The organism is Microbacterium sp. NPDC089320, from assembly GCF_040684875.1.
GTDB lineage: Bacteria > Actinomycetota > Actinomycetes > Actinomycetales > Microbacteriaceae > Microbacterium.
In genome coordinates, this window is the sequence record NZ_JBFBGY010000004.1 from 299566 (window position 1) to 319244 (window position 19679).

Genomic DNA, 19679 nt, shown 5'->3' on the forward strand with positions numbered 1-19679 from the left:
CCGTCGCCGCAGCTCCGCGAGCGTGCGCCGAGCCGCTCGGGTCAGGCGCTCCCGCTGCCGGCCTGTGCGAGCACGCGCTGCAGCGGACGGTAGTGCTCGATCACGGCCTCGCGGTACGCGTCGACGTCGCCCGCCCGCACGGCGGCGAGCATGTCGCCGTGCGCGACCGCGGTCTGGTGGATGTCGTCGGGCTGATCGATGTCGAGCTGGGGGAGCACGGCCGTGTGCACATCCCAGAAGGCGCCGACGAGCTGACCGACGAGTCGGTTGCCGATCGCGTCGAAGAGCTTCGTGTGGAACAGGCGGTCGGCCTCGAGGAAGCGCTCGCCTCTGCTCGCCTTGTCGACCATCTCGGCCACCAGCTCGTCGAGCTCTCCGCCGGCGTCGACCTGGGCAGCCGCGACCACGCGCTCGGCCATCGAGAGGTCGAGAGCGAGGCGGACCTCGACGACCTCCCGCAGGGACTGCAGGGACCCCTCGGGGGAGAGGACTCCGCGGAAGACCAGCGCCTCGACCATCGGATCCAGTGACATCGGTCCGACGTAGGTGCCGTGGCCGTGTCGCACATCGACGATGTCGAGGGTCGACAGGGTGCGGATCGCCTCCCTCACCGACGAGCGCGATACGTCGAGCTCTTCGCAGAGTTCGGCCTCGGTCGGGAGTGGATCGCCGGGGGTCAGCCCGCGGGCGATGATGAGCTGCTTGATCTGATCCGCCGTCGTCGAGCGCCGCATCCGCGATGCCCTACTCGTGGTGGACTTCATCTGGTCTCCCTCTCGTCCCGACCGAAACGCTCCGATCATCTCACTCTTGTGATTCGATCGAACGTGTGTTTAGAGTACATCAGACATCAGATGTCCTCAAGATGTCCCCCACCCACCCTGGAGCACACATGAACCGACACGTCACCCGCCGCCGTGCGGGTCGATTCACGACACTGATCGCCGGCACCGTCGCCGCCGCCGTCGTCCTCGCCGGCTGCGCCGCCGGCGCGAACCCCGCGCCCGGCGACAGCGCCGCGGCCGGCGACGTCGACCCCGACGCGATCATCGAAGCGGGCATCTCGTACACGCTGAACGGCAGCTTCGACCCGATGGTCGCCTCCGGCGCCGTCACGGTCTCGGCGAACTGGCACGTCTTCGAAGGGCTCGTCGACCTCGACCCCGTGACGCAGAAGGCCGCGCCCGCGCTGGCCGCCGACCTGCCGACCAAGATCGACGACACCACCTACGAGATCGACCTGCGCGAGGGCGCGACGTTCCAGAACGGCGATCCGGTCACCGCAGACGACGTGGTCTTCAGCTACGAGCGCGTGCTGAACCCCGACAACAACTCGCTGTTCCGGACATTCATCGATTTCGTCGACACCGTGACCGCGGTAGACGACGACACGGTGCAGATCACCACCGACTACCCGTTCTCGCTCATCAACGAGCGTCTCGGCGTCGTCAAGATCGTTCCGAAGGCCGTCGTCGAGGCAGACCCCGAGGGCTTCGGTGCGAACCCCGTCGGCTCGGGCCCGTACTCGCTCGTCTCCGCCGTTCCCGAGGACAAGCTCGTCTTCGAGCGCTACGACGACTACAACGGCCCGCACCCGGCACTGGCCGCCGGCATGAACTGGAACCTGCTGTCCGACGCCTCCGCCCGGGTCACGGCCATGTCGACCGGCACCATCCAGGCGATGGAGGACGTGCCATACATCGACGTCGACTCCCTGGCATCCGCCGCCGACGTCGAGAGCGTGCAGTCGTTCGGCCTGCTCTTCATGATGTTCAACACGAAGGCGGCGCCCTTCGACGACGTGCGAGTGCGCCAGGCCATGCACTACGCGCTCGACATGGACAAGATCATCGAGACCGGGATGCTGGGCAACGCGACCCCCGCCACGTCGTTCCTGCCCGAGACGTACCCGAACTACAACAAGGCGTCGACGGTCTACACCTACGACCCCGGCAAGGCCGAGGAGCTGCTGGCGGAGGCGGGCGTCGACGACCTGTCGATCACGCTGCTCACCACCGACACCGGCTGGGTGAAGGAGGTCGCGCCTCTGATCAAGGAGTCGCTCGACGCCGTCGGCATCGACACGACGCTCGACATCGGGCAGTCGGCTGCGATGTACGAGAAGGTCGACTCCGGCGACTACACGGTCGCGATCGCCCCGGGAGACCCGTCGGTCTTCGGCGTCGACCCCGACCTGCTGATGAACTGGTGGTACGGCGAGAACGTCTGGACCCAGACCCGCACCAACTGGGCGGACTCGCCCGAGTACGCCGAACTGCGCACGCTCCTCGACGACGCCGTGCAGCAGCAGGGCGACGAGCAGCAGGCCACGTGGGACAAGGCCTATGACCTGCTCTCGGACGAGGCCGTGCTGTATCCGCTGTTCCACCGCAAGCTCCCCACCGCGTGGAACAGCCAGGAGCTCGTCGGGTTCGCTCCCGTCCCCACCACCGGTCTGTCGTTCCTCGACGTCGGAGTGGCGGCGAAGTAGCCCCAACCCTCACGGCGGGGATGCGCGCCCGAGCGCATCCCCGCCACACCTCCCCGAACCTGGAAGGAGCGGCACGTGTCCCACACGCTCCGCCTCATCGGACGGCGGCTGCTGCAGCTGCCGTTCATGATCCTCGGCATCACGTTCCTCGTGTTCTTCGTGATGTCGTTCTCGCCCGTCGACCCCGCCCGCACCGCGCTCGGGGAGACCGCATCCCCCGAGGCGCTCGACGCCTACCGGGAGCAGTACGGCCTCGATCAGCCGCTGCTGGTGCGCTACGTCACCTTCCTGCTCGGTCTGCTGCAGGGCAACCTCGGCACCTACTCGGCGCGGAGCCTCCCCGTGATCGACGAGGTCGTGCGGGCATTCCCCGTGACGCTCGCCCTCACCTTCCTCGGCCTTCTCATCGCCGTCATCGTCGCCTTCGTGATCGGCGTCCTCGCCGCCGTCTACCGCGACCGCTGGCCCGACCAGCTCATCCGCATCATCGGGGTCGCGTCGCTGTCGACGCCCTCCTTCTGGCTGGCGATCCTGCTCATCCAGCTCTTCACGCTGGGGCTGAACGTGCTCCCCGCATCCGGGCCGCTCCCGGACTTCTGGGAGGACCCGTCAGGGTGGCTCGCCCGCATGGCGCTGCCGGCCATCGCCCTCGCCGTGCCCGTGATCGGCCAGCTGTCGCGTGTCGTGCGCACGTCGATGGTCGAGGAGCTCGACCGCGACTACGTGCGCACCGCACTCGGTGCCGGCATCCCGCGCACCATCGTCGTGGGCCGCAACGTGCTGCGCAACGCGCTCATCACCCCCGTGACCGTGCTCGGTCTGCGCATCGGCTACCTGCTCGGCGGGGCGGTGGTGATCGAGATCATCTTCGCGATCCCCGGCATGGGCACGCTGATCCTCAACGGCGTGACCAACAACGAACCCAATCTCGTGCAGGGCGTGACTCTCGCAGTGTCACTGGCCTTCGTGGTGATCAACATCATCGTCGACCTCCTGTACGTGCTCATCAATCCCCGAATCCGGGCGGTGTGACATGCGACGCAAACTGACTGAACGACTCTCGGTTCCTGGCCTCCGCTTCGGCGGGCTCTCCCTCGGGTCGGTGATCTGCATCGCGGTGCTCGCGGTGATCGCCCTGGCGGCGATCGCGGCTCCGCTGATCGCCCCGTTCGATCCGCTGGCCTCCGGTCCGCCGGTGCAGCCGCCGAGCGCCGAGCACTGGTTCGGAACCGACCGCCAGGGCCGCGACATCTTCTCGCGGCTGGTCTACGGCGCCAGGTACTCCCTGGTGATCGGCCTCGGCGCGACACTGGTCGCGCTCGCCGCCGCCTGCGTGTTCGGCACCATCGCCGCCACGGCTCCGCGCTGGATCTCCGAGACGCTGATGCGGGTGATGGACGTCGTGATGTCGTTCCCCGGCATCGCGCTCGCCGCGGTGTTCGTCGCGGTGTTCGGCAAGTCCCTGCCGGTGCTCGTGCTGACGATCGCCTTCCTCTACGTGCCGCAGCTCACCCGCATCATCTGGGCGAACATCCTCGACCAGTACGGCGAGGACTACGTCTCGGCCGTGCGCGTCCTGGGCGCGGGCACCCCGCGGATCATCGCGAAGCACGTCGCCCGCAACGCGATGGCGCCCGTGCTCGTCTTCGCGACCGTGCTGGTCGCCGACGCGATCGTGTTCGAGGCGTCGCTGTCGTTCCTGCAGGCGGGTGTGCCCGACCCCGAGCCCTCGTGGGGCAACGTGATCGCCGCCGGGCGCAACCTGCTCATGAGCGGGGCGTGGTGGGCGACGTTCTTCCCCGGCATCCTGATCATGATCACGGTGCTGTGCCTCAACATCCTCTCCGAGGGGATGACGGATGCGATGGTGTCGCCGCGTGCACGCAAGATCAGCGCGGATGCCGCGAACACCGAGGAGTCGACGCACGAGCTCGAAGAGGCGGCCGCCGGCCCCGACGACACGAACGTGATCGTCACGGTCGACACGTCCGTCAACCTCTCCGTTCCGAGCGGGGTGCCGGACGTGCTGGTGCCGGTCGCTCCCGCGGTGCCTCTCGCCGAGCGCCTCGCCGATCTGCGTCAGCGCGAGCTCGCGCGCACCGACCGTCTCGTCTATCAGGGTGACGCCGCGCCGCTGCTCGACGTCCAGGATCTCTGCATCTCGTTCCCGCGGCACGGCGACGTCGACGTGGTCGACCACGTCAGCTTCACGGTGCGCCCCGGCGAGACCATGGCGCTGGTGGGCGAGTCGGGCTGCGGCAAGTCGATCACCTCGCTCGCGATCATGGGCCTTCTCGACCCGAAGGCCGACGTGCGAGGACGAATCCTCTTCGACGGTCAGGATCTGCTGCAGATGACACCGAAGCAGCGCAATGCGCTGCGCGGACACGACATCGCGATGATCTACCAGGACGCGCTGAGCTCGCTGAACCCGGCGATGCTCATCCGCTCCCAGATGAAGCAGCTCACCTCGCGCGGCGGCACCCGCACGGCCGAGGACCTGCTCGAGCTGGTCGGCCTCGACCCCGCGCGCACGCTCGCGTCGTACCCGCACGAGCTGTCGGGCGGTCAGCGGCAGCGCGTGCTGATCGCGATGGCGCTCACCCGCGATCCGCGGCTCGTGATCGCCGACGAGCCGACCACAGCGCTCGACGTGACGGTGCAGGCGCAGGTCGTCGAGCTGCTCATGCGGCTGCAGCGGGAGCTCGGCTTCGCCCTCGTCTTCGTGTCGCACGACCTCGCCCTGGTCGCCGAGCTCGCGCACCGCATCACGGTGATGTACGCCGGACAGGTCGTCGAGCAGGGCACGACCCGCGAGATCCTCACGCAGCCGGTGCACGAGTACACGCAGGGACTGCTCGGCGCCGTGCTCTCGATCGAGGCGGGGTCGGACAGGCTGCACCAGGTGTCCGGCGTCGTCCCCTCGCCGCGCGACTTCCCCGTGGGCGACCGCTTCGCTCCCCGTTCGTCCGATCCGACCCGCTATTCCGAGGTCACCCCGGTGCGTCGACGGATCGAGGGAACCGACCACTACTACTCGGCGCATCCCGACGACGCGCCCATCGAATCGATCGGAGCAGGACGATGAGCGACACCGTCATCGAGCTCGACGACGTCCACGTCCGCTACAAGACACGTGCCTCCTCGCTGTTCCGGCCGAAGTACGTCGACGCCCTGGGCGGTGTCTCGCTCACCGTGAAACGTGGCCAGACGCTGGGCATCGTGGGCGAGTCGGGGTCGGGCAAGTCGACCTCCGCGAAGGTGCTGGTCGGGCTCGAGAAGCCGACGAGCGGCCGGGTCGTGTTCGGCGGAGAGGCGGTGACGTCGTTCACGCCCGCGGTGCGCCGACGCCTCGGTCGCATCCTGTCGGTGGTGTTCCAGGACCCGGCGACGGCGCTGAACGCCCGGATGACCGTGCGTGATGCGCTGCTGGACCCGATGCAGGTGCACCGGCTCGGCACCCCCGCGAGCCGCGACCGCAAGGTGCGCGACCTCGTCGGGCTCGTCGGGCTGCCGGCATCCGCACTCGAGGCCCTGCCCAGCCAGCTCTCTGGCGGCCAGCGGCAGCGCGTCGCGATCGCCAGGGCGCTGGTGCTCGATCCGCAGGTCATCGTCGCCGACGAACCCACCTCGGCGCTCGACGTCTCGGTGCGGGCTCAGATCCTCAACCTGCTCACCGACCTCAAGCAGCAGCTCGGCCTGGGCATGGTCTTCATCTCGCATGACATCCAGACCGTCCGCTACCTGTCAGACGAGATCGCCGTGATGAACCGGGGGAGGGTCGTCGAGTTCGGCGACGCCGCTCACGTGTTCGACGCGCCCTCCGACGACTACACCAGAACGCTGCTGGGCGCCGCGCCCTCGCTGCTCGAACCGACCAACTGAAAAGACCGGAACACCATGACTGCTGCATCCTCCTCCGTCACCTTCACCGGTGTCGTCCCGCCCGTCGCCACTCCGCTGCTGCCCGACGGCACGATCGACCACGTGTCGCTCGAGCGGCTCGTCGAGCGACTCCTCACCGAGGGCGTCTCGGGCCTCTTCGCCCTCGGGTCCACGGGTGAGACCGCCTACTTCACCGACGACCAGCGCGTCGAGCTGCTCACCACGATCGTGCGGGTGAACGCCGGTCGCGTGCCGATCATCGCCGGAGCGATCGAGCTCACCGCCCCGCGCATCATCGAGACGGCTCGCCGTCTGGTCGCTGCGGGCGCGCAGGCGATCGTCACGACGGCGCCGCTCTACACGCTGAACTCGGCGGCTGAGATCGCCGATCACTTCCGTGCGATCGCCGCCGCGATCGACGTGCCGCTGTGGGCCTACGACGTGCCCGTGCGGGTGCACTCCAAGCTCGGCATCGATCTGCTCGTGCAGCTCGGCACCGAGGGCGTCATCCACGGCGTCAAGGACTCCTCGGGCGATGATGTCGGGTTCCGCCGACTGATCGCCGCGAACTCCGCCGCCGGACGCCCGTTGCAGCTGCTCACCGGCCACGAGGTCGTCGTCGACGCCATGGCCCTGGCCGGTGCCGACGGCGTGGTGCCGGGCTTCGCGAACGTCGAAGCCGAAGGATACGTCCGGCTGTGGGATGCCACGCAGCGCGGCGACTGGGCCGAGGCGCGCACCGAACAGGAGCGCATCAACCGCGCGTTCGACATCGTCTTCGAACCGCGCGGCCTCTCGGGCGACGCGACCGGCGTCGGCGCGTTCAAGGCGGCCATGCACGCGCGCGGCATCATCGACTACGCGACCATGGCCGACACCGTGCAGTCGCTCGACGACGACACCGTCTCGCGCATCCGCCGCATCCTCTCGGAGCAGGGGATGCTGCCGGTCGTCGTCTCCTGATGGCGGCTCTGCCGGTGCCGGTCCCCGTGCCTTCGCGCGAGCTCGTGCTGGCGGTCGACATCGGCGGGACCAAGACGGCGGCGGCTCTCGTCGACCGAGACGGCGTGCTGCTGCGCGCCGAGACGGCGCCGACGAGAGCGGCGGAAGGACCGGCGGCGGTCATCTCGACCGTCGAGGGACTGGCGCGAAGGCTTCTCGCCGCGTCGGCGGCGCAGCTCGCGGGTGTGGGAATCGGAACGGCGGGCGTCGTGGACGCGTCGTCCGGCACGATCGTCTCGGCGACCGACACCTTCGCCGACTGGCCGGGCACACCCGTGGCCGGGCTCGTGCGCGAGGCGCTGGGGGAGCTGCTCGTGCCGGACGCCCCCGTCGTCGTGCAGAACGATGTCGACGCGCACGCCGAAGGCGAGCACCGGCACGGCGCTGCGGCCGGAGCGGCGAGCGTGCTCGTCGTCGCCATCGGCACCGGCGTCGGCGCCGGGCTCATCGTCGACGGCGCCGCCGTGCGCGGCGCCCATCACGTCGCGGGCGAGATCGGCCATCTGCCGACTCCGGGTGCCGAGCACCTGCGCTGCCCCTGCGGGCGCGCGGGGCACCTCGAAGCCATCGGCTCGGGCATCGGGATGCACGCGCACTTCCGCTCACTCGGCGGCGACCCGCTCGTCGCCGATGCCCGCGGCGTCTCGGCCGCCGCAGCCGACGGCGACCCGACCGCGCAGCGCGCGATCCGTGAATCGGCCGCCGCCGTCGGGCGCGCGCTCGCCGGAGCCGCCACGATCCTCGATCCCGAGCGCATCGTGATCACCGGGGGAGTGCCGAAGATCGGCGACGCCTGGTGGACGCCGATGCGGCGCGCCTTCGCCGCCGATGCCATCGATGCGCTGCAGTCCACTCCGATCCTGCCGGGCACGCTCGGCGATGACGCACCGCTGCGCGGCGCCGCAGCATCCGCCTGGAGGGCGATATGACATCCACCGACATCCGCGAGGTGCTGCGCGGGGGCCTCGTCGTCTCGTGCCAGGCCTACCCGGGCGAGGCCATGCGCGACCCCCGCACGATGGCGCAGGTCGCGCACGCGGCGGTCGTCGGCGGAGCCGCCGGCATCCGCGTGCAGGGCCTCGACGACATCAGGGCGGTGGCCGGCATGACCGTGCCGGTGATCGGGCTGTGGAAGGACGGCGACGCCGACGTCTTCATCACGCCGACGCTCGAGCACGCGAAGGCGGTCGCCGACGCGGGTGCCGACATCGTCGCGATCGACGGGACCCGCAGGCCGCGACCCGACGGCCTGAGTCTCGACGAGACGATCGCGGGGCTGCGAGCGCACACGGATGCGCTGATCATGGCCGATTGCGGCTCGCTCGACGACGCCCTCGCGGCAGAGCGAGCAGGGGCCGACATCCTCGGCACGACGCTCTCGGGCTACACGTCCGAGCGGCCGAAGACCGAGGGCCCCGACCTCGAGCTGATCGCGCTGCTGAGCGCGCACTGCACCACCCCGATCATGGCGGAAGGGCGGATCCACTCGCCCGCTCAGGCAGCCGCCGCCGCCGCCGCCGGAGCCTTCGCCGTGTGCATCGGCACGGCCATCACCCATCCCGCGACCATCACCTCGTGGTTCGTCGCCGCACTCACCGAGGAGCACTGATGGACGTCGTCATCGCCCCCGCAGACGAGATCGGCGAGATCGTCGCCGATGACATCGCTGCGCTGATCGAGCAACGGCCGGATGCCGTGCTCGGCCTCGCGACGGGATCGAGCCCCCTGCGCATCTACGACTCGGTCGCCGAGCGCGTCGCGCAAGGGAGGCTGACGCTCGCCCGCGCCCGCGGCTTCATGCTCGACGAGTACGTCGGTCTGCCACCGGGTCATCCGTGCCGCTACAGCACGGTGATCGACGACGAATTCGTCTCGCGCGTCGACCTCGTCCCCGGCGCGGTGCGCGGCCCGAACGGCGACGCCGCTGATCTGACCGCGGCGTGCGCCGAGTACGAGGATGCGATCCGCGAAGCGGGCGGGGTCGACCTGCAGATCCTGGGCATCGGCACCGACGGGCACATCGCGTTCAATGAGCCCGGGTCGTCGCTGGCGTCGCGCACCCGAGTGAAGACGCTCACCGCGCAGACCCGTGAGGACAACGCCCGCTTCTTCGGCGGCGACGTCGAGGCGGTTCCGTACCACTGCCTCACTCAGGGGCTCGGCACGATCATGGACGCACGACGCATCGTGCTCGTCGCGACCGGTGAGGCGAAGGCCGAGGCCGTCGCACAGCTCGTCGAGGGCGCGGTGTCAGCCCGCTGGCCCGCGACGATCCTCCAGCATCATCCGCGCGTCACCGTGTTCGTCGACGACGCGGCCGCATCGCAGCTCGCGCTCGCCGACTACTACCGGCACACGCAGGCGCACCGCCACCTGGTGTCATGACCGTGTCGCTCGCGCCGCTGCTGATCAGCTCGTATGCCGTCTCACCCGCGCACTCGACCTGGGATCCCGATCTCGAGGGCGAGCTGCTGCCTGCGCTCTGCGCCCTCCCCGGCGTCGCGGGGTTGGAGGTCCCGTGGATGGGCCGCCTGCATCCACACGATCCGGACTGGTTCCTGAGTCATGTTCCCGCCGGCGCCGAGATCGCCGTGACCCCGCTCCCCTGGGTGATGAAGAGGTGCGGAGCTGATGCGCGCTACGGCATCGCGTCGCCCGATCATGACGGACGTCGTGCCGCGCTCGCCGACCTGCGCGGTGTGGCCGACGACGTGCGTCTGCTCGCGGCCGACAGCGACGCGTCGGTGACCGTGGTCGCTCTGCACACCGCTCCTCAGGGCGGCGGCGACAGCTCGCGTCTCGCCACCTCGCTCGACGAGATCTCCCAGTGGGACTGGGCGGGAGCGCAGCTGGTCGTCGAGCACTGCGACGCCGCGACCACGGACCACCCGTGGCAGAAGGGCTTCCTGTCGCTCGACGACGAGATCAGCGCCGTCCTCTCGGCCGATTCCCCGATCGGGCTCTGGCTGAACTGGGGGCGCTCCGTGATCGAGACCCGCGACGCCGACGCCGTGACCGAGCAGATCGCCGTCGCTGCGGCATCCGGCCTGCTCGTCGGGCTGTCGTTCTCGGGGTCCGCCGCGGTCGACGGCCCCTACGGTCCGGCCTGGACCGACGGGCATCTGCCGCTCGCAGCAGCAGACCCGGCTGCGGGGTCGCTGCTGGATGCCGCCCACGTTGCGGCCGCGCTCGCCGCGGCCGGCGGGGTCGAACGGCTCGGGTTGAAGGTGAGCCGACGCCCGGGCGACACGACCGCGGCTGACGTGATCCGGACGATCGACGACAATCTGCGAGCGTTGCGGGCGGGATAGCTACGCGACGCGCTCGCGAACCGCCGGCCGCGTGAGCCGCGGGATCAGCGATGGCGTGCTCTCGCGGTACTCGATGTAGTCGGCGCGGTCGCCCCACTTCTTCTCGGCGCGGGCTTCGAGCAGCGGAATGCCGCTCACCCGCGTCAGCAGCAGGATGACGAAGAGCGGCGACAGGATCGCGACCCACTGCCAGCCGGCGAGCACGGGGGCTGCCGTGAGGAAGACGCCGATCCAGATGACGATCTCGCCGAAGTAGTTGGGGTGGCGCGATCGCGACCACAGGCCGGTGCGGATGAACTCGTCCTTGTTCCGGGGGTCGGCGCGGAACGCGGACTTCTGCGCATCCGCGACGATCTCGATCGTCATGCCGAGCACCCACACGACGATGCCGACGACGGTCAGCCATCCGATGGGCGCTCGCGAGGCGGCATCCGTGCCGATCGCGATCCATGCCGCCGCCGCGGTGATCGACACCCAGGCGCCCTGGATCACCCACACCTGCAGGAAGCGCACGGGCTTGCCCTTGATCTCGTCGAAGCGTCCGTCGGATCCGGCCTTGTGCACGCGCATCGCGAGGAACGATCCGAGGCGTGCGGCCCACAGGATCACCATCGCGGCGAGGATCCAGCTCCGGGCATCGGGCATGGGCGTCAGCAGCACGAGGGCCACGGAGATCGAGAGGAACGTGAGGCTGCCGGTCAGGTCGAAGAACCGCTCGGTGCGCAGGAGCATCGCGGGGATGAAGGCGAGGATCTGGATCCCGAAGGCCGCGGCAACGGCGAGGGCGAACAGCGGGATGCCGCCTAGTGTCGCACCGCCCTGGCTGCCCGCGAGCGCGACGAGGGCCCCGATCACGAGGGCGACGATGATCGCGATCAGCGAGGAGCGCGATGACTTCGGGGTGGAGGAGGTGGGGGAGGACATCGTGTTCTTTCCGGTTCTCAGAGGTACAGGTCTTCGACGGTGACGGCCGCGCGATGCAGCACGACGCTCCGCTTGAGCTTCATGGTCGGGGTGATCACCCCGTGGTCGTCGAGGTCGGCGAAGACCACGCTGAACCGACGCACCTGCTCGCTGCGAGCTCCGAGCGCGTTCGCGGCGTCGACGGAGCGCTGCAGGCGGGCGCGCAGAGCCGGATCGGTCACCGCACGGATGTCGGGCTGCGGTGCCAGGGCGATGTCGGCGCCTTCGGCATCCGCCCAGGCGGCCGTCGCCTCGGGATCGAGCACGAGGAGCGCCGAGAGGTAGGGCTTGCCCTCGCCCACCATCACCGCGTGCGAGACGAGCGGGTCTGCTTCGACGGCACGCTCCCAGCGGGTCGGAACGATCGTCTTGCCGTTCGAGGTGACGATCACGTCTTTGAGGCGACCGTCGAGGATCAGACGTCCCTGGTCGTCAAGGCGCCCGAGATCACCGGTGCGGAAGAACCCGTCGACGAACGCCTCCTCGTCGTGGACCGGATTGCGGTACCCCGCGAAGACGCCGATGCCGCGGGCGAGCACCTCGCCCCCATCGCTGATGCGCACGGTGAGCCCCGGCAGGGGCGATCCGACACTGCCCGACGCGATGCGACCGGGAAGGTTGCCGGTGAGCGGCGCGGTCGTCTCGGTCAGTCCGTAGCCCTCGATGATGGGCACGCCGATGCCGCGGAAGAAGAGCGAGAGGTCGGTGTCGAGCGCCGCCCCGCCCGACAGCATGTACCCGACGCGTCCGCCCATCACGGCGCGGAGGCGCCGGTAGAAGAGCGCATCGAAGAGGCGGTGGCGCAGACGGAGTCCGAGGTTCTTCGCGGGAGTGCGGCCGGCATCGAGCTGCTCGGCACGGCGGCCCCACGCGATCGCGGTCGACCGGGCCTTCGTCCAGACCGCGCCGAGGCCCGTGGCCGCGGCCTTCGACGCGGCGGCCGCCTGGATCTTCTCCAGCACTCGCGGCACGACGACGAGGAAGGTCGGTCGCAGAGCGTCGAGGGTGGCGACGACGCGTGACGGATCGGACAGGTGCGCGATGCGCATGCCGCTGGCCAGGCAGATCAGCTGCAGGCCGCGCGCCAGCACGTGGGCGAGGGGCAGGAAGATGACGGTGTTGCCGTCTTCGTTCACGATCTCGCGATAGGCGGCGGCGATGTTGAGCACCTGACCGAGGAAGTTCCGGTGTGTGAGCACCACGCCCTTGGGCTCGCCCGTCGTGCCCGAGGTGTACACGATCGTCGCGGGGTCGTCCTGGGTCGCCGACGTCCTGCGTGCCTCGAGCTCCTCGTCGGTGACCGTGACGCCGCGAGCCACCAGGTCGACGAGGGTGCCGGTCGCCGCGGTGTCCATCGTCCAGGTCCCGAACGAGACGATGTGGGTCCGCGAGAGCGCCGCCTTCAGCAGCGCCGCGTGCGCCGATGTGCCGCCGATCGCCAGGCGCACGCCCGCGTCGGCGACGATGGCGTCGACCTGCGAGGGGGAGGACGTCTCGTAGATCGGCACGACGACCGCTCCGGCGTACCAGGCCGCGAGGTCCGCGACGGCCCACTCGTAGCGGGTCGGCGCCATGATCGCGATCGGGTCGCCGGGCTCGATGCCCTGGGCGATCAGCCCCTTCGCGAGGGCGCGCACCTGGTCCGAGAAGGCGCGCGTGGTGATCGGGCGCCAGGAGGAGGATGCCCCGTTCTGCGCTCCCTCGACCTCGAACGCGACATGGTCGGGAGCCGCGGCAGCGCGGGCGACCAGCAGATCGGTGACGTTGCGGTACCCGTCGAGGTCGGCAAGCGGCGGGGTCGATGACTCGATCATCGGGTGGTCCTCTCGGTCGAGCGGGGGAGCTCACGACGTGACGGCGGTCCTCGGTCGAGCAGACGAAAGGAGCATGCGCGCGCGCATACAGTGCCATCATCTCGTGTTCGGAGCCGTGGCCGTTTCGGATGGGACCCTGAGGGCGCCAGGCAGGCGGGTCAGCCGCGCGTTCCGCGGATCCCCGCGTCGAGCAGGAGCGTGCGCGCGGCGCGCTCGCCGGACGCGAGTGCACCCTGGATCGACGCGGTGTCGCGATGGTCGCCCGCGACGTAGACGCGCTCGGCATGGCGCGGCGATCGTGCGGGGTCGAGGGGCGCCGGTTGCGCGGGGAGCGCATCGACGATGTCGTCGCGGCGGATCAGCTCCCATGTGCTGACGTCGGTGCCCCAGATCTCACCGAGGTGGCGGCGGACGTCGGTCTCGTCGGCGGCTGCGGCGCCATGCGGCAGCAGGCAGGTCGCGGCGATGAGGTGGCGTCCGGCCGGAGCGTACGACGGGACGGTGTGCGTCATCACGACGGTGTTCACCACGGGCCCCCGCCCCCGCCCCCTTCCGTCGACGGCGAGCAGCGCCGAACCGATCGGCGGTTCGGCGGTGGCGAACCACCAGGTCTGCAGCCCGTTCGTCTCCGGCGCGGGGAGTCCGGTGAGGTCGGCCACGGCATCCGGTCCGACGGCCACCACCACCCTCGCTGCGCGGAGGGGATCGCCGTCGATCACGCCGACCTCGATGTCGCTGCCTGCCGCCGAGATCCGCTCGACGCCGCGGCCCAGGTGCATCACGGCACCGTCAGCGCGCGCGTGGGCGGCGAGCTGTTCCGGCACGGCGGCGATCCCCTGAGCGGGAAGGCCCGGCCGGCCGAGGGCGAAGTAACGCACGAGGAGCCGCGCGAAGGCGTTCGAGGTCTCGCCGCGCCCCTCTGCCAGCACCCCGGCGAGGAACGGCTCGAGCACGGCGGTGCGCAGCGGGCCGCGGAGCCCTGCGGCATCCCATCCGTCGCGCAGGGGGAGGTCGTACTGCGCGAGGCGAGACAGCGGGAGCACGAGCGCCGGGGCCGCCCAGCGCGCCAGCGCGACGGCATCCTGCGGGGTGACGAGTCCGCTCCGTACCGACGCGAGAATCGACAGGGGATGCCGCACCGGATGCCGCAGCTCGGCCATGCCGTCTGCTGTGCGCACCTGCACGCCGACGGGGAAGCTCCCGAGCGCCAGGGAGTCGAGATCGACGCTGCGGCGCAGCGCGGGATAGGCGGGATTCAGCACCTGGAAGCCGCGATCCAGTCGGAACCCGTCGACGATGTCGGTGCGCTGACGTCCGCCGACCGCATCCGCCGCCTCGATCACCGCAACGTCGAGCCCGTGAGTCGCGAGCAGCCCGGCGCAGCGGAGCCCCGCGAGCCCCGCGCCGATCACCACCACGTCATGCACGAGGAACGGCTCCGGGAGTCTGCGTCATCCGCCTGGGCTGCATGGCACCAGCGTACGTCCGGATGTCGAGCGTGCGCGCGTGCGAGGAGCGCCGATGACCAGGTGACGACCGCGTGGAGGGGCTGACGGGAATCGAACCCGCGCTGTCTGCTTGGGAAGCAGAAGTTCTGCCATTGAACTACAGCCCCGTACCCGCATCCGAGGAGCAGGTGACGCCAGCCTACCCGCCGGATCCGTCATGGCCAAAGTGTCGGCGGCGCGCGGTGACTAGGCTGGGGCCGTGCTTCTCAGCGATCGCGACATCAGAGCAGAACTCGCCTCCGGCCGGATCGGCCTGGATCCGCACGAGCCGGAGATGATCCAGCCGTCGAGCATCGACGTGCGTCTGGACCGCTACTTCCGTCTGTTCGACAACCACAAGTACCCGTTCATCGACCCGTCGGTCGATCAGCCAGAGCTCACGCGACTGATCGAGGTCGACCCCGACGAGCCGTTCATCCTGCACCCCGGCGAGTTCGCGCTGGGTGCGACCTTCGAGCAGGTCTCGCTGGCCGACGACATCGCGGCTCGCCTCGAGGGCAAGTCGTCGCTCGGGCGCCTAGGGCTCATCACCCACTCGACCGCCGGCTTCATCGACCCGGGTTTCACGGGGCATGTCACCCTCGAACTCGCGAACGTCGCGACGCTGCCGATCAAGCTGTGGCCGGGCATGAAGATCGGTCAGCTGTGCTTCTTCCGGCTGACCTCGCCGGCTGAGAACCCCTACGGTTCGGGTCCCTACGGTAACCGCTACCAGGGGCAGCGCGGTCCGACCGCCTCCCGCTCGTTCCAGAACTTCCACCGGACCGACGTCGGCACGACCGACGTCGGAGCCCTCGGGGGCTGACATGAGCGGCGACAGCAACGACCCGTACATCCGCCCGGAGGATGCTGTCATTCCGCCGCCTCCGCCCGAGTCTGTGGTGCCGGATGCTGTGATTCCGCCGCCTCCGCCAGAGTCTGCGGTGCCGGATGCTGTGATTCCGCCGCCTCCGCCCGAGGCGATGCCTCCGTCGACCCGCCGGTCGCGGCCCCGGCCGGCGATCCTCACCGGGGATCAGCCGTCTCCGGCGGCCGATGACTGGGCGCAGCCGTCGGTGGCGCCGGTGGAGCCGACATCCGGTGAATACCGGGCGCTGTCGGTCGTGATCTTCGGATTCCTCATCGTGCTGCTCGCGGCTGCGATCGCCGGGGCGGTGTACCTCGGCGCGACGGTGACGTTCGCGCAATCGCCGGATGCAGCGGATGTCGTCGCCGGCACGGCGACGCTGTGGCATGGGTGAGAGTCGATACGACCCTGAGGTCGACGCCGCGTACGTGACGGTGGGCCCGCCGATCGCCGATGGAGGAGTTGCGAGAACCGTCCCCGTGGACCTGCCAGACGACATCTCGGGTGAGCTGTTCCTGGACTTCGACCGCGACGGCCGCCTGCTCGGCATCGAGGTTCTCGGTGCGTCCCGGCTGCTCCGCCCGGAGGGACCGGGCGCCTGACCAGCGCCGCGCGACGCATCTGCAGGCGGCGCCCCCCGATCTGGCGGGCGTGCAGCCCCGTGACGGAGTGGCGTGAGTGCGTCCCTCAGCTCCGATTCGAGGCCCAGACGTACGCGGGCACTGCCACGGCGACGACGACGAGGTGCATGATCATGAGCCCGACGACGGCGCTCACCGTCGTCCCGGGGATGAAGCGCAGCACGAGCAGCAGCACGTCGGGGATGAACGACGCGAGGGTCACGACGGGCACGAGCATCGTGAGAGCGCGGCGAGGGTCGCGGGCGCGGCGGCGAACGAGCGACCAGCCGATCCAGCCGACGATGACGCCGAGCGCCGTGAAGAGCGCGTAGGCGGGAAACGTCAGCGGGCCGTAGGTCGCCGGAGCCCCGGCGGAGATCGCGACGAGGGCCACGACCGAGTTCGCAGCGACGGCGACGACGACGGCGACGATGAGGATGAGAGCGGTGCGCAGCCGGGATCCGGTCGTGTGCCGGTCTGTGCGGACGGTGGTGGTGGCCATGACAGCTCCTTGCGGTCGACGTCCCGAGTGATTCGGTACCGATCGGTATCGAAAGTAACGGTACTACTCGATCCCGGAATATACAATGGGTGCGATGAGTGCGGAAGCGATGGCCAGGCAGGCGGGGCGTCCTCGTGACCCCGGCGTCGAGGCGTCGATTCTCGCGGCCGTGCAGGATCTGCTGATCGAGAGCGGCTACGCGGGAACCACCATCGGTGCTGTGGCCGAACGCGCGCGCTGCGGACGCTCCGCGATCTACCGCCGCTGGGAGACGAAGGCTGAACTCGTCGTCGCGGCGGTCGGTGCACTGCAAGTCGCTGCCGAGGTGCCGGACACCGGCACGCTCCGCGGTGATCTCGTCGCCGCGGCCATGCACTTCGCGAACGCGGACGACCGCACCGCCAGCGTGCTCGCCAGCATCCTGAGCGAGATCGGACGAGACGACGAGCTGCGCGACGTCGCCTATCGCGTGGTCGGCGGGCCGCCTGTCGCGGCGCTCACGGCAGTGATCGAACGATGGATCGACGAGGGCCAGGTGCGTGCGAACGCTCCCGTCGCGCTCATCGCCGGCCTCGTGCCGACCGCGGCGTTCGGCAGCGTCAGCCTGCGGCGGCGTGCACTCGAACCGGATGCCGTGGTGCAGATGGTCGACGAGGTCGTGCTGCCGGCTCTGCGCTAGGCGGATCTCCCGAGAACGGCGTCAGACGCTCCGGATCCGGTGGCGTCCTGCGCCGTCCACCGCTCCGGATCCGGTGGTGTCCCGCGGCGTCCGCCGTCCCGGGCGCACGGTTCCGGTGCGCAGAAACGCCCCGGTCGCGAGCGAGAGGGGCGTTCTGGGTCCAGCGGATGCGGGGGTGACGCGCTCAGGCGTCGCGGCCGCGGGAGAAGCCGGCGTCGAAGCCGCGCTCGTACGCGTCGTGCGCCGCGCGGGCGACGCGGTGCTCACCGCGGCGCGGGTTTCCGTGGCCGTGTCCGTGTCCGCCGTGGCCGTGGCCGTGGCCGTGGCCGTGGAGGTGGCCGTGCCCGTGGCCGTGGAGGTGGCCGTGCCCGTGTCCGCCGTGGCGGTGATCGCGGTCCTCGGCGACGTCGCCCGGGTGCCCGTGACGGCCGTGGTGCGGGTGGTGTGCGTTCGCGAAGCGGTCATGACCGGGGTGGCCGCGGTGTCCGCACTCGCGGCGGCCGAACGCGGCATCCGATTCGTGCCCGAGCCCGTGCCGGTGCCCGTGCTCGTGCCCGTGCCCGTGCCCGGAGTCGAATCCGGGTGCGAAACCGCGGCCTCGTCCGAACGGGAGCCCGTGCCGGCGGCCGAAGCCGCGGCTGACACCGGGTCCGAATCCGCGTCCGTGGCGACGACCGCGTCCGCGGGGAAGCGGCGTCTGCTCGTCCCAGCCGAACGCGCGAGCGATCTGCTCGAGCGAGGCCAGAGTGGTGTCGAGGTCTTCGAGGCTGACCGCATCGGCGACCTTGGCGCGGATGCCGTCGACGACGGCGCTGAGGCGCTCTTTCGCCGCGCGGCCCTCGTCGGTGAGCGTCCAGCCGTCGCCGTCGGCGACGACCCAGCCGCGTTCGACCAGACCGTCGAGCTTGTGGGCGTTCAGGGGGCGGTGGGCCGGAGTGGTGCCGTCGATCACGTTGAGGAGGCGCCAGTCGCGGCGGCTCGCGTGCTCGCCGTCGAAGGCGGCGTCGAACTCGGCCGCCATCAGGCGGTCGACGGCCTTCAGCCAGTAACCGAAGGGGCGGGAGCTGTCGTCTGTGTTCTGAGTGTCAGAGGTGTTCATGGGTGGAGTCCTTTGATGTCATGGAGCATGTGCTTGTCACTATGCATGTATATGTAGTGTGACATGCACTGTGAATCCATGTCAAGTCGCATGTAAAATCGACGGGTGAGCGCCGCAGAGAACGACCCCACCGAGGCCATCGCCCGCGCCCTGTCACGCCTGCGGGGGCGACGCCCCGGCGACCGCGGTCGCGGTTCGCGCGGCATGGGCGGGCCCCACGGCTGGCATGGGGGACCGCACCCCGACCATTACGAACAGGGGAGTCACGGGCACGCGCGCCCTGCGCACCCCGGCATGCCGCCGTGGATGAACGACCCCTCCGGGCGATTCGGCGGCCCGGCACGGATGCGGATGCTCGAGGCGCTCGCCGCGGCATCCGCGCCCCTGAGTGTGAGCGACCTCGGCGCGGCGATCGGCGTCGATCAGCCCCGCGCATCGCGGCTCGTGCAGCAGGGCGTCGCCCACGGGTTCGTGCGTCGGGAGGCCGACCCCGACGACGCGCGGCGCACGCGCATCGCCTTGACCGACGAGGGGCGCAAGATCGCTCGGGGAATGCGCGGCGAGCGACGGGAGGCGCTCGGAAAGGCGCTCGCGGCGTTCTCCGATGAGGAGCGGGAGCAGCTCGCGAACCTGCTGAACAAACTCGCCGACAACTGGGAGAACTGAGCGCTCGAACGGCGTCTCGCTGGCGAGCGGGCCGGTTGCGGTGCTCGTGGTGCGTGTGGTGCTGGTGCTCGTGGTGCGTGTGGTGCTGGTGCTCGTGGTGCGCGTGGTGCTCGTGCTCGTGGTGCGCGCGGTGCTCGTGCTCGTGGTGCGTGCGGTGCTCGTGCTCGTGGTGCGTGTGGTGCTCGTCGATCGGCATCCCGGAACGCTGCTCCGATGTTCTGGAATATGCTCCTGATCTGGTCGAAAAGTGCCTGTTTCTGCGCTTCGAATGTCGGTGGGTCCGGCTTGGATG

21 protein-coding genes and 1 tRNA gene are annotated in these 19679 nt (G+C 70.2%); 15 read left to right on the plus strand and 7 right to left on the minus strand.

Going from position 1 to position 19679, the window contains the following annotated elements; all coding sequences use genetic code 11:
• Positions 1-41: 41 nt before the first annotated feature.
• On the minus strand, positions 42-764 hold the full coding sequence (locus tag AB0N61_RS13290; protein WP_363364724.1) for a FadR/GntR family transcriptional regulator: 723 nt from the start codon (positions 762-764) through the stop codon (positions 42-44).
• 128 nt (positions 765-892) lie between these two features.
• Between AB0N61_RS13290 and AB0N61_RS13295 the strand changes: the two genes are divergently transcribed.
• The 9 genes from AB0N61_RS13295 (at position 893) to AB0N61_RS13335 (ending at position 10689) form a co-directional block, all read left to right on the plus strand.
• Positions 893-2491, plus strand: a complete 1599-nt coding sequence (locus AB0N61_RS13295) for an ABC transporter substrate-binding protein (protein ID WP_363364726.1) — start codon at positions 893-895, stop codon at positions 2489-2491.
• Between the two features lie 75 nt (positions 2492-2566).
• Positions 2567-3523, plus strand: a complete 957-nt coding sequence (locus AB0N61_RS13300; RefSeq protein WP_363364728.1) for an ABC transporter permease — start codon at positions 2567-2569, stop codon at positions 3521-3523.
• 1 nt (position 3524) lies between these two features.
• A complete protein-coding gene (locus AB0N61_RS13305; RefSeq protein WP_363364730.1) occupies positions 3525-5579 on the plus strand; it encodes a dipeptide/oligopeptide/nickel ABC transporter permease/ATP-binding protein in 2055 nt (684 codons plus the stop codon).
• Positions 5576-6376 carry an ABC transporter ATP-binding protein gene (locus AB0N61_RS13310; RefSeq protein WP_363364732.1) on the plus strand — a complete coding sequence of 267 codons (801 nt, stop codon included), beginning with the start codon at positions 5576-5578 and terminating at the stop codon, positions 6374-6376. Before AB0N61_RS13305 ends, AB0N61_RS13310 begins: the two co-directional genes overlap by 4 nt.
• Positions 6377-6391: 15 nt before the next feature.
• Positions 6392-7339, plus strand: a complete 948-nt coding sequence (locus tag AB0N61_RS13315) for a dihydrodipicolinate synthase family protein (protein ID WP_363364734.1) — start codon at positions 6392-6394, stop codon at positions 7337-7339.
• Positions 7339-8307 carry an ROK family protein gene (locus AB0N61_RS13320; protein WP_363364737.1) on the plus strand — a complete coding sequence of 323 codons (969 nt, stop codon included), beginning with the start codon at positions 7339-7341 and terminating at the stop codon, positions 8305-8307. Before AB0N61_RS13315 ends, AB0N61_RS13320 begins: the two co-directional genes overlap by 1 nt.
• Positions 8304-8987: an N-acetylmannosamine-6-phosphate 2-epimerase gene (locus AB0N61_RS13325; RefSeq protein ID WP_363364739.1), complete on the plus strand. Its 684-nt coding sequence runs from the start codon at positions 8304-8306 to the stop codon at positions 8985-8987. The genes AB0N61_RS13320 and AB0N61_RS13325 overlap by 4 nt, the downstream gene beginning before the upstream one ends.
• Positions 8987-9763: a glucosamine-6-phosphate deaminase gene (gene nagB / locus AB0N61_RS13330; RefSeq protein WP_363364741.1), complete on the plus strand. Its 777-nt coding sequence runs from the start codon at positions 8987-8989 to the stop codon at positions 9761-9763. Before AB0N61_RS13325 ends, nagB begins: the two co-directional genes overlap by 1 nt.
• On the plus strand, positions 9760-10689 hold the full coding sequence (locus tag AB0N61_RS13335) for a DUF4862 family protein (RefSeq protein ID WP_363364743.1): 930 nt from the start codon (positions 9760-9762) through the stop codon (positions 10687-10689). Before nagB ends, AB0N61_RS13335 begins: the two co-directional genes overlap by 4 nt.
• On the opposite strand, the gene AB0N61_RS13340 is transcribed toward AB0N61_RS13335, so the two are convergent.
• The 4 genes from AB0N61_RS13340 to AB0N61_RS13355 all read right to left on the minus strand — a co-directional run bounded on the left by AB0N61_RS13340 (position 10690) and on the right by AB0N61_RS13355 (position 15081).
• A complete protein-coding gene (locus AB0N61_RS13340) occupies positions 10690-11613 on the minus strand; it encodes a DUF1295 domain-containing protein (RefSeq protein WP_363364745.1) in 924 nt (307 codons plus the stop codon).
• A gap of 17 nt (positions 11614-11630) precedes the next feature.
• On the minus strand, positions 11631-13466 hold the full coding sequence (locus tag AB0N61_RS13345; protein WP_363364747.1) for an AMP-dependent synthetase/ligase: 1836 nt from the start codon (positions 13464-13466) through the stop codon (positions 11631-11633).
• 158 nt (positions 13467-13624) lie between these two features.
• A complete protein-coding gene (locus AB0N61_RS13350) occupies positions 13625-14893 on the minus strand; it encodes an NAD(P)/FAD-dependent oxidoreductase (protein WP_363364749.1) in 1269 nt (422 codons plus the stop codon).
• 114 nt (positions 14894-15007) lie between these two features.
• Positions 15008-15081 (minus strand) — tRNA-Gly (locus AB0N61_RS13355).
• 92 nt (positions 15082-15173) lie between these two features.
• Here AB0N61_RS13355 and dcd point away from each other — a divergent pair.
• The 3 genes from dcd to AB0N61_RS13370 are packed head-to-tail and all read left to right on the plus strand — an operon-like array spanning position 15174 to position 16423.
• The gene (gene dcd / locus AB0N61_RS13360) at positions 15174-15779 is read left to right on the plus strand and encodes a dCTP deaminase (RefSeq protein ID WP_363364751.1); all 606 of its coding nucleotides are present in this window, start codon (positions 15174-15176) and stop codon (positions 15777-15779) included.
• Between the two features lies 1 nt (position 15780).
• A complete protein-coding gene (locus AB0N61_RS13365) occupies positions 15781-16215 on the plus strand; it encodes a hypothetical protein (RefSeq protein ID WP_363364753.1) in 435 nt (144 codons plus the stop codon).
• Positions 16208-16423, plus strand: coding sequence for a DUF2283 domain-containing protein (locus tag AB0N61_RS13370; protein ID WP_167948213.1), 216 nt, complete (start codon positions 16208-16210; stop codon positions 16421-16423). Before AB0N61_RS13365 ends, AB0N61_RS13370 begins: the two co-directional genes overlap by 8 nt.
• An 85-nt stretch (positions 16424-16508) precedes the next feature.
• On the opposite strand, the gene AB0N61_RS13375 is transcribed toward AB0N61_RS13370, so the two are convergent.
• Positions 16509-16943 (minus strand): DUF6069 family protein, encoded by a 435-nt coding sequence (locus AB0N61_RS13375; protein WP_363364755.1) that lies wholly within the window; start codon positions 16941-16943, stop codon positions 16509-16511.
• Between the two features lie 94 nt (positions 16944-17037).
• On the opposite strand from AB0N61_RS13375, the gene AB0N61_RS13380 reads away from it, so the two are divergent.
• Complete coding sequence (locus AB0N61_RS13380; protein ID WP_363364758.1) at positions 17038-17622, plus strand: TetR/AcrR family transcriptional regulator; 585 nt, start codon at positions 17038-17040, stop codon at positions 17620-17622.
• A 184-nt stretch (positions 17623-17806) separates the two neighbouring features.
• Here AB0N61_RS13380 and AB0N61_RS13385 read toward each other — a convergent pair whose 3' ends face one another.
• Positions 17807-18721 carry a hypothetical protein gene (locus AB0N61_RS13385; protein ID WP_363364760.1) on the minus strand — a complete coding sequence of 305 codons (915 nt, stop codon included), beginning with the start codon at positions 18719-18721 and terminating at the stop codon, positions 17807-17809.
• 105 nt (positions 18722-18826) lie between these two features.
• Between AB0N61_RS13385 and AB0N61_RS13390 the strand changes: the two genes are divergently transcribed.
• Both AB0N61_RS13390 and AB0N61_RS13395 read left to right on the plus strand, forming a co-directional pair.
• Entirely contained in the window at positions 18827-19387 is a 561-nt protein-coding gene (locus AB0N61_RS13390) for a MarR family winged helix-turn-helix transcriptional regulator (protein WP_363364762.1), read from the plus strand.
• A 40-nt stretch (positions 19388-19427) separates the two neighbouring features.
• Positions 19428-19622 carry a hypothetical protein gene (locus AB0N61_RS13395; protein ID WP_363364764.1) on the plus strand — a complete coding sequence of 65 codons (195 nt, stop codon included), beginning with the start codon at positions 19428-19430 and terminating at the stop codon, positions 19620-19622.
• The last annotated feature ends 57 nt before the right edge of the window (positions 19623-19679 follow it).

Excerpts from the sequence above, each read along its gene's own strand:
- AB0N61_RS13290 (WP_363364724.1), bottom strand. The coding sequence starts at position 764 with ATGAAGTCCACCACGAGTAGGGCATCGCGGATGCGGCGCTCGACGACG.
- AB0N61_RS13295 (WP_363364726.1), top strand. The coding sequence starts at position 893 with ATGAACCGACACGTCACCCGCCGCCGTGCGGGTCGATTCACGACACTG.
- AB0N61_RS13305 (WP_363364730.1), top strand. The coding sequence starts at position 3,525 with ATGCGACGCAAACTGACTGAACGACTCTCGGTTCCTGGCCTCCGCTTC.
- AB0N61_RS13310 (WP_363364732.1), top strand. The coding sequence starts at position 5,576 with ATGAGCGACACCGTCATCGAGCTCGACGACGTCCACGTCCGCTACAAG.
- AB0N61_RS13315 (WP_363364734.1), top strand. The coding sequence starts at position 6,392 with ATGACTGCTGCATCCTCCTCCGTCACCTTCACCGGTGTCGTCCCGCCC.
- AB0N61_RS13320 (WP_363364737.1), top strand. The coding sequence starts at position 7,339 with ATGGCGGCTCTGCCGGTGCCGGTCCCCGTGCCTTCGCGCGAGCTCGTG.
- AB0N61_RS13325 (WP_363364739.1), top strand. The coding sequence starts at position 8,304 with ATGACATCCACCGACATCCGCGAGGTGCTGCGCGGGGGCCTCGTCGTC.
- nagB (WP_363364741.1), top strand. The coding sequence starts at position 8,987 with ATGGACGTCGTCATCGCCCCCGCAGACGAGATCGGCGAGATCGTCGCC.
- AB0N61_RS13335 (WP_363364743.1), top strand. The coding sequence starts at position 9,760 with ATGACCGTGTCGCTCGCGCCGCTGCTGATCAGCTCGTATGCCGTCTCA.
- AB0N61_RS13340 (WP_363364745.1), bottom strand. The coding sequence starts at position 11,613 with ATGTCCTCCCCCACCTCCTCCACCCCGAAGTCATCGCGCTCCTCGCTG.
- AB0N61_RS13345 (WP_363364747.1), bottom strand. The coding sequence starts at position 13,466 with ATGATCGAGTCATCGACCCCGCCGCTTGCCGACCTCGACGGGTACCGC.
- AB0N61_RS13365 (WP_363364753.1), top strand. The coding sequence starts at position 15,781 with ATGAGCGGCGACAGCAACGACCCGTACATCCGCCCGGAGGATGCTGTC.
- AB0N61_RS13370 (WP_167948213.1), top strand. The coding sequence starts at position 16,208 with ATGGGTGAGAGTCGATACGACCCTGAGGTCGACGCCGCGTACGTGACG.
- AB0N61_RS13375 (WP_363364755.1), bottom strand. The coding sequence starts at position 16,943 with ATGGCCACCACCACCGTCCGCACAGACCGGCACACGACCGGATCCCGG.
- AB0N61_RS13380 (WP_363364758.1), top strand. The coding sequence starts at position 17,038 with ATGAGTGCGGAAGCGATGGCCAGGCAGGCGGGGCGTCCTCGTGACCCC.
- AB0N61_RS13385 (WP_363364760.1), bottom strand. The coding sequence starts at position 18,721 with ATGAACACCTCTGACACTCAGAACACAGACGACAGCTCCCGCCCCTTC.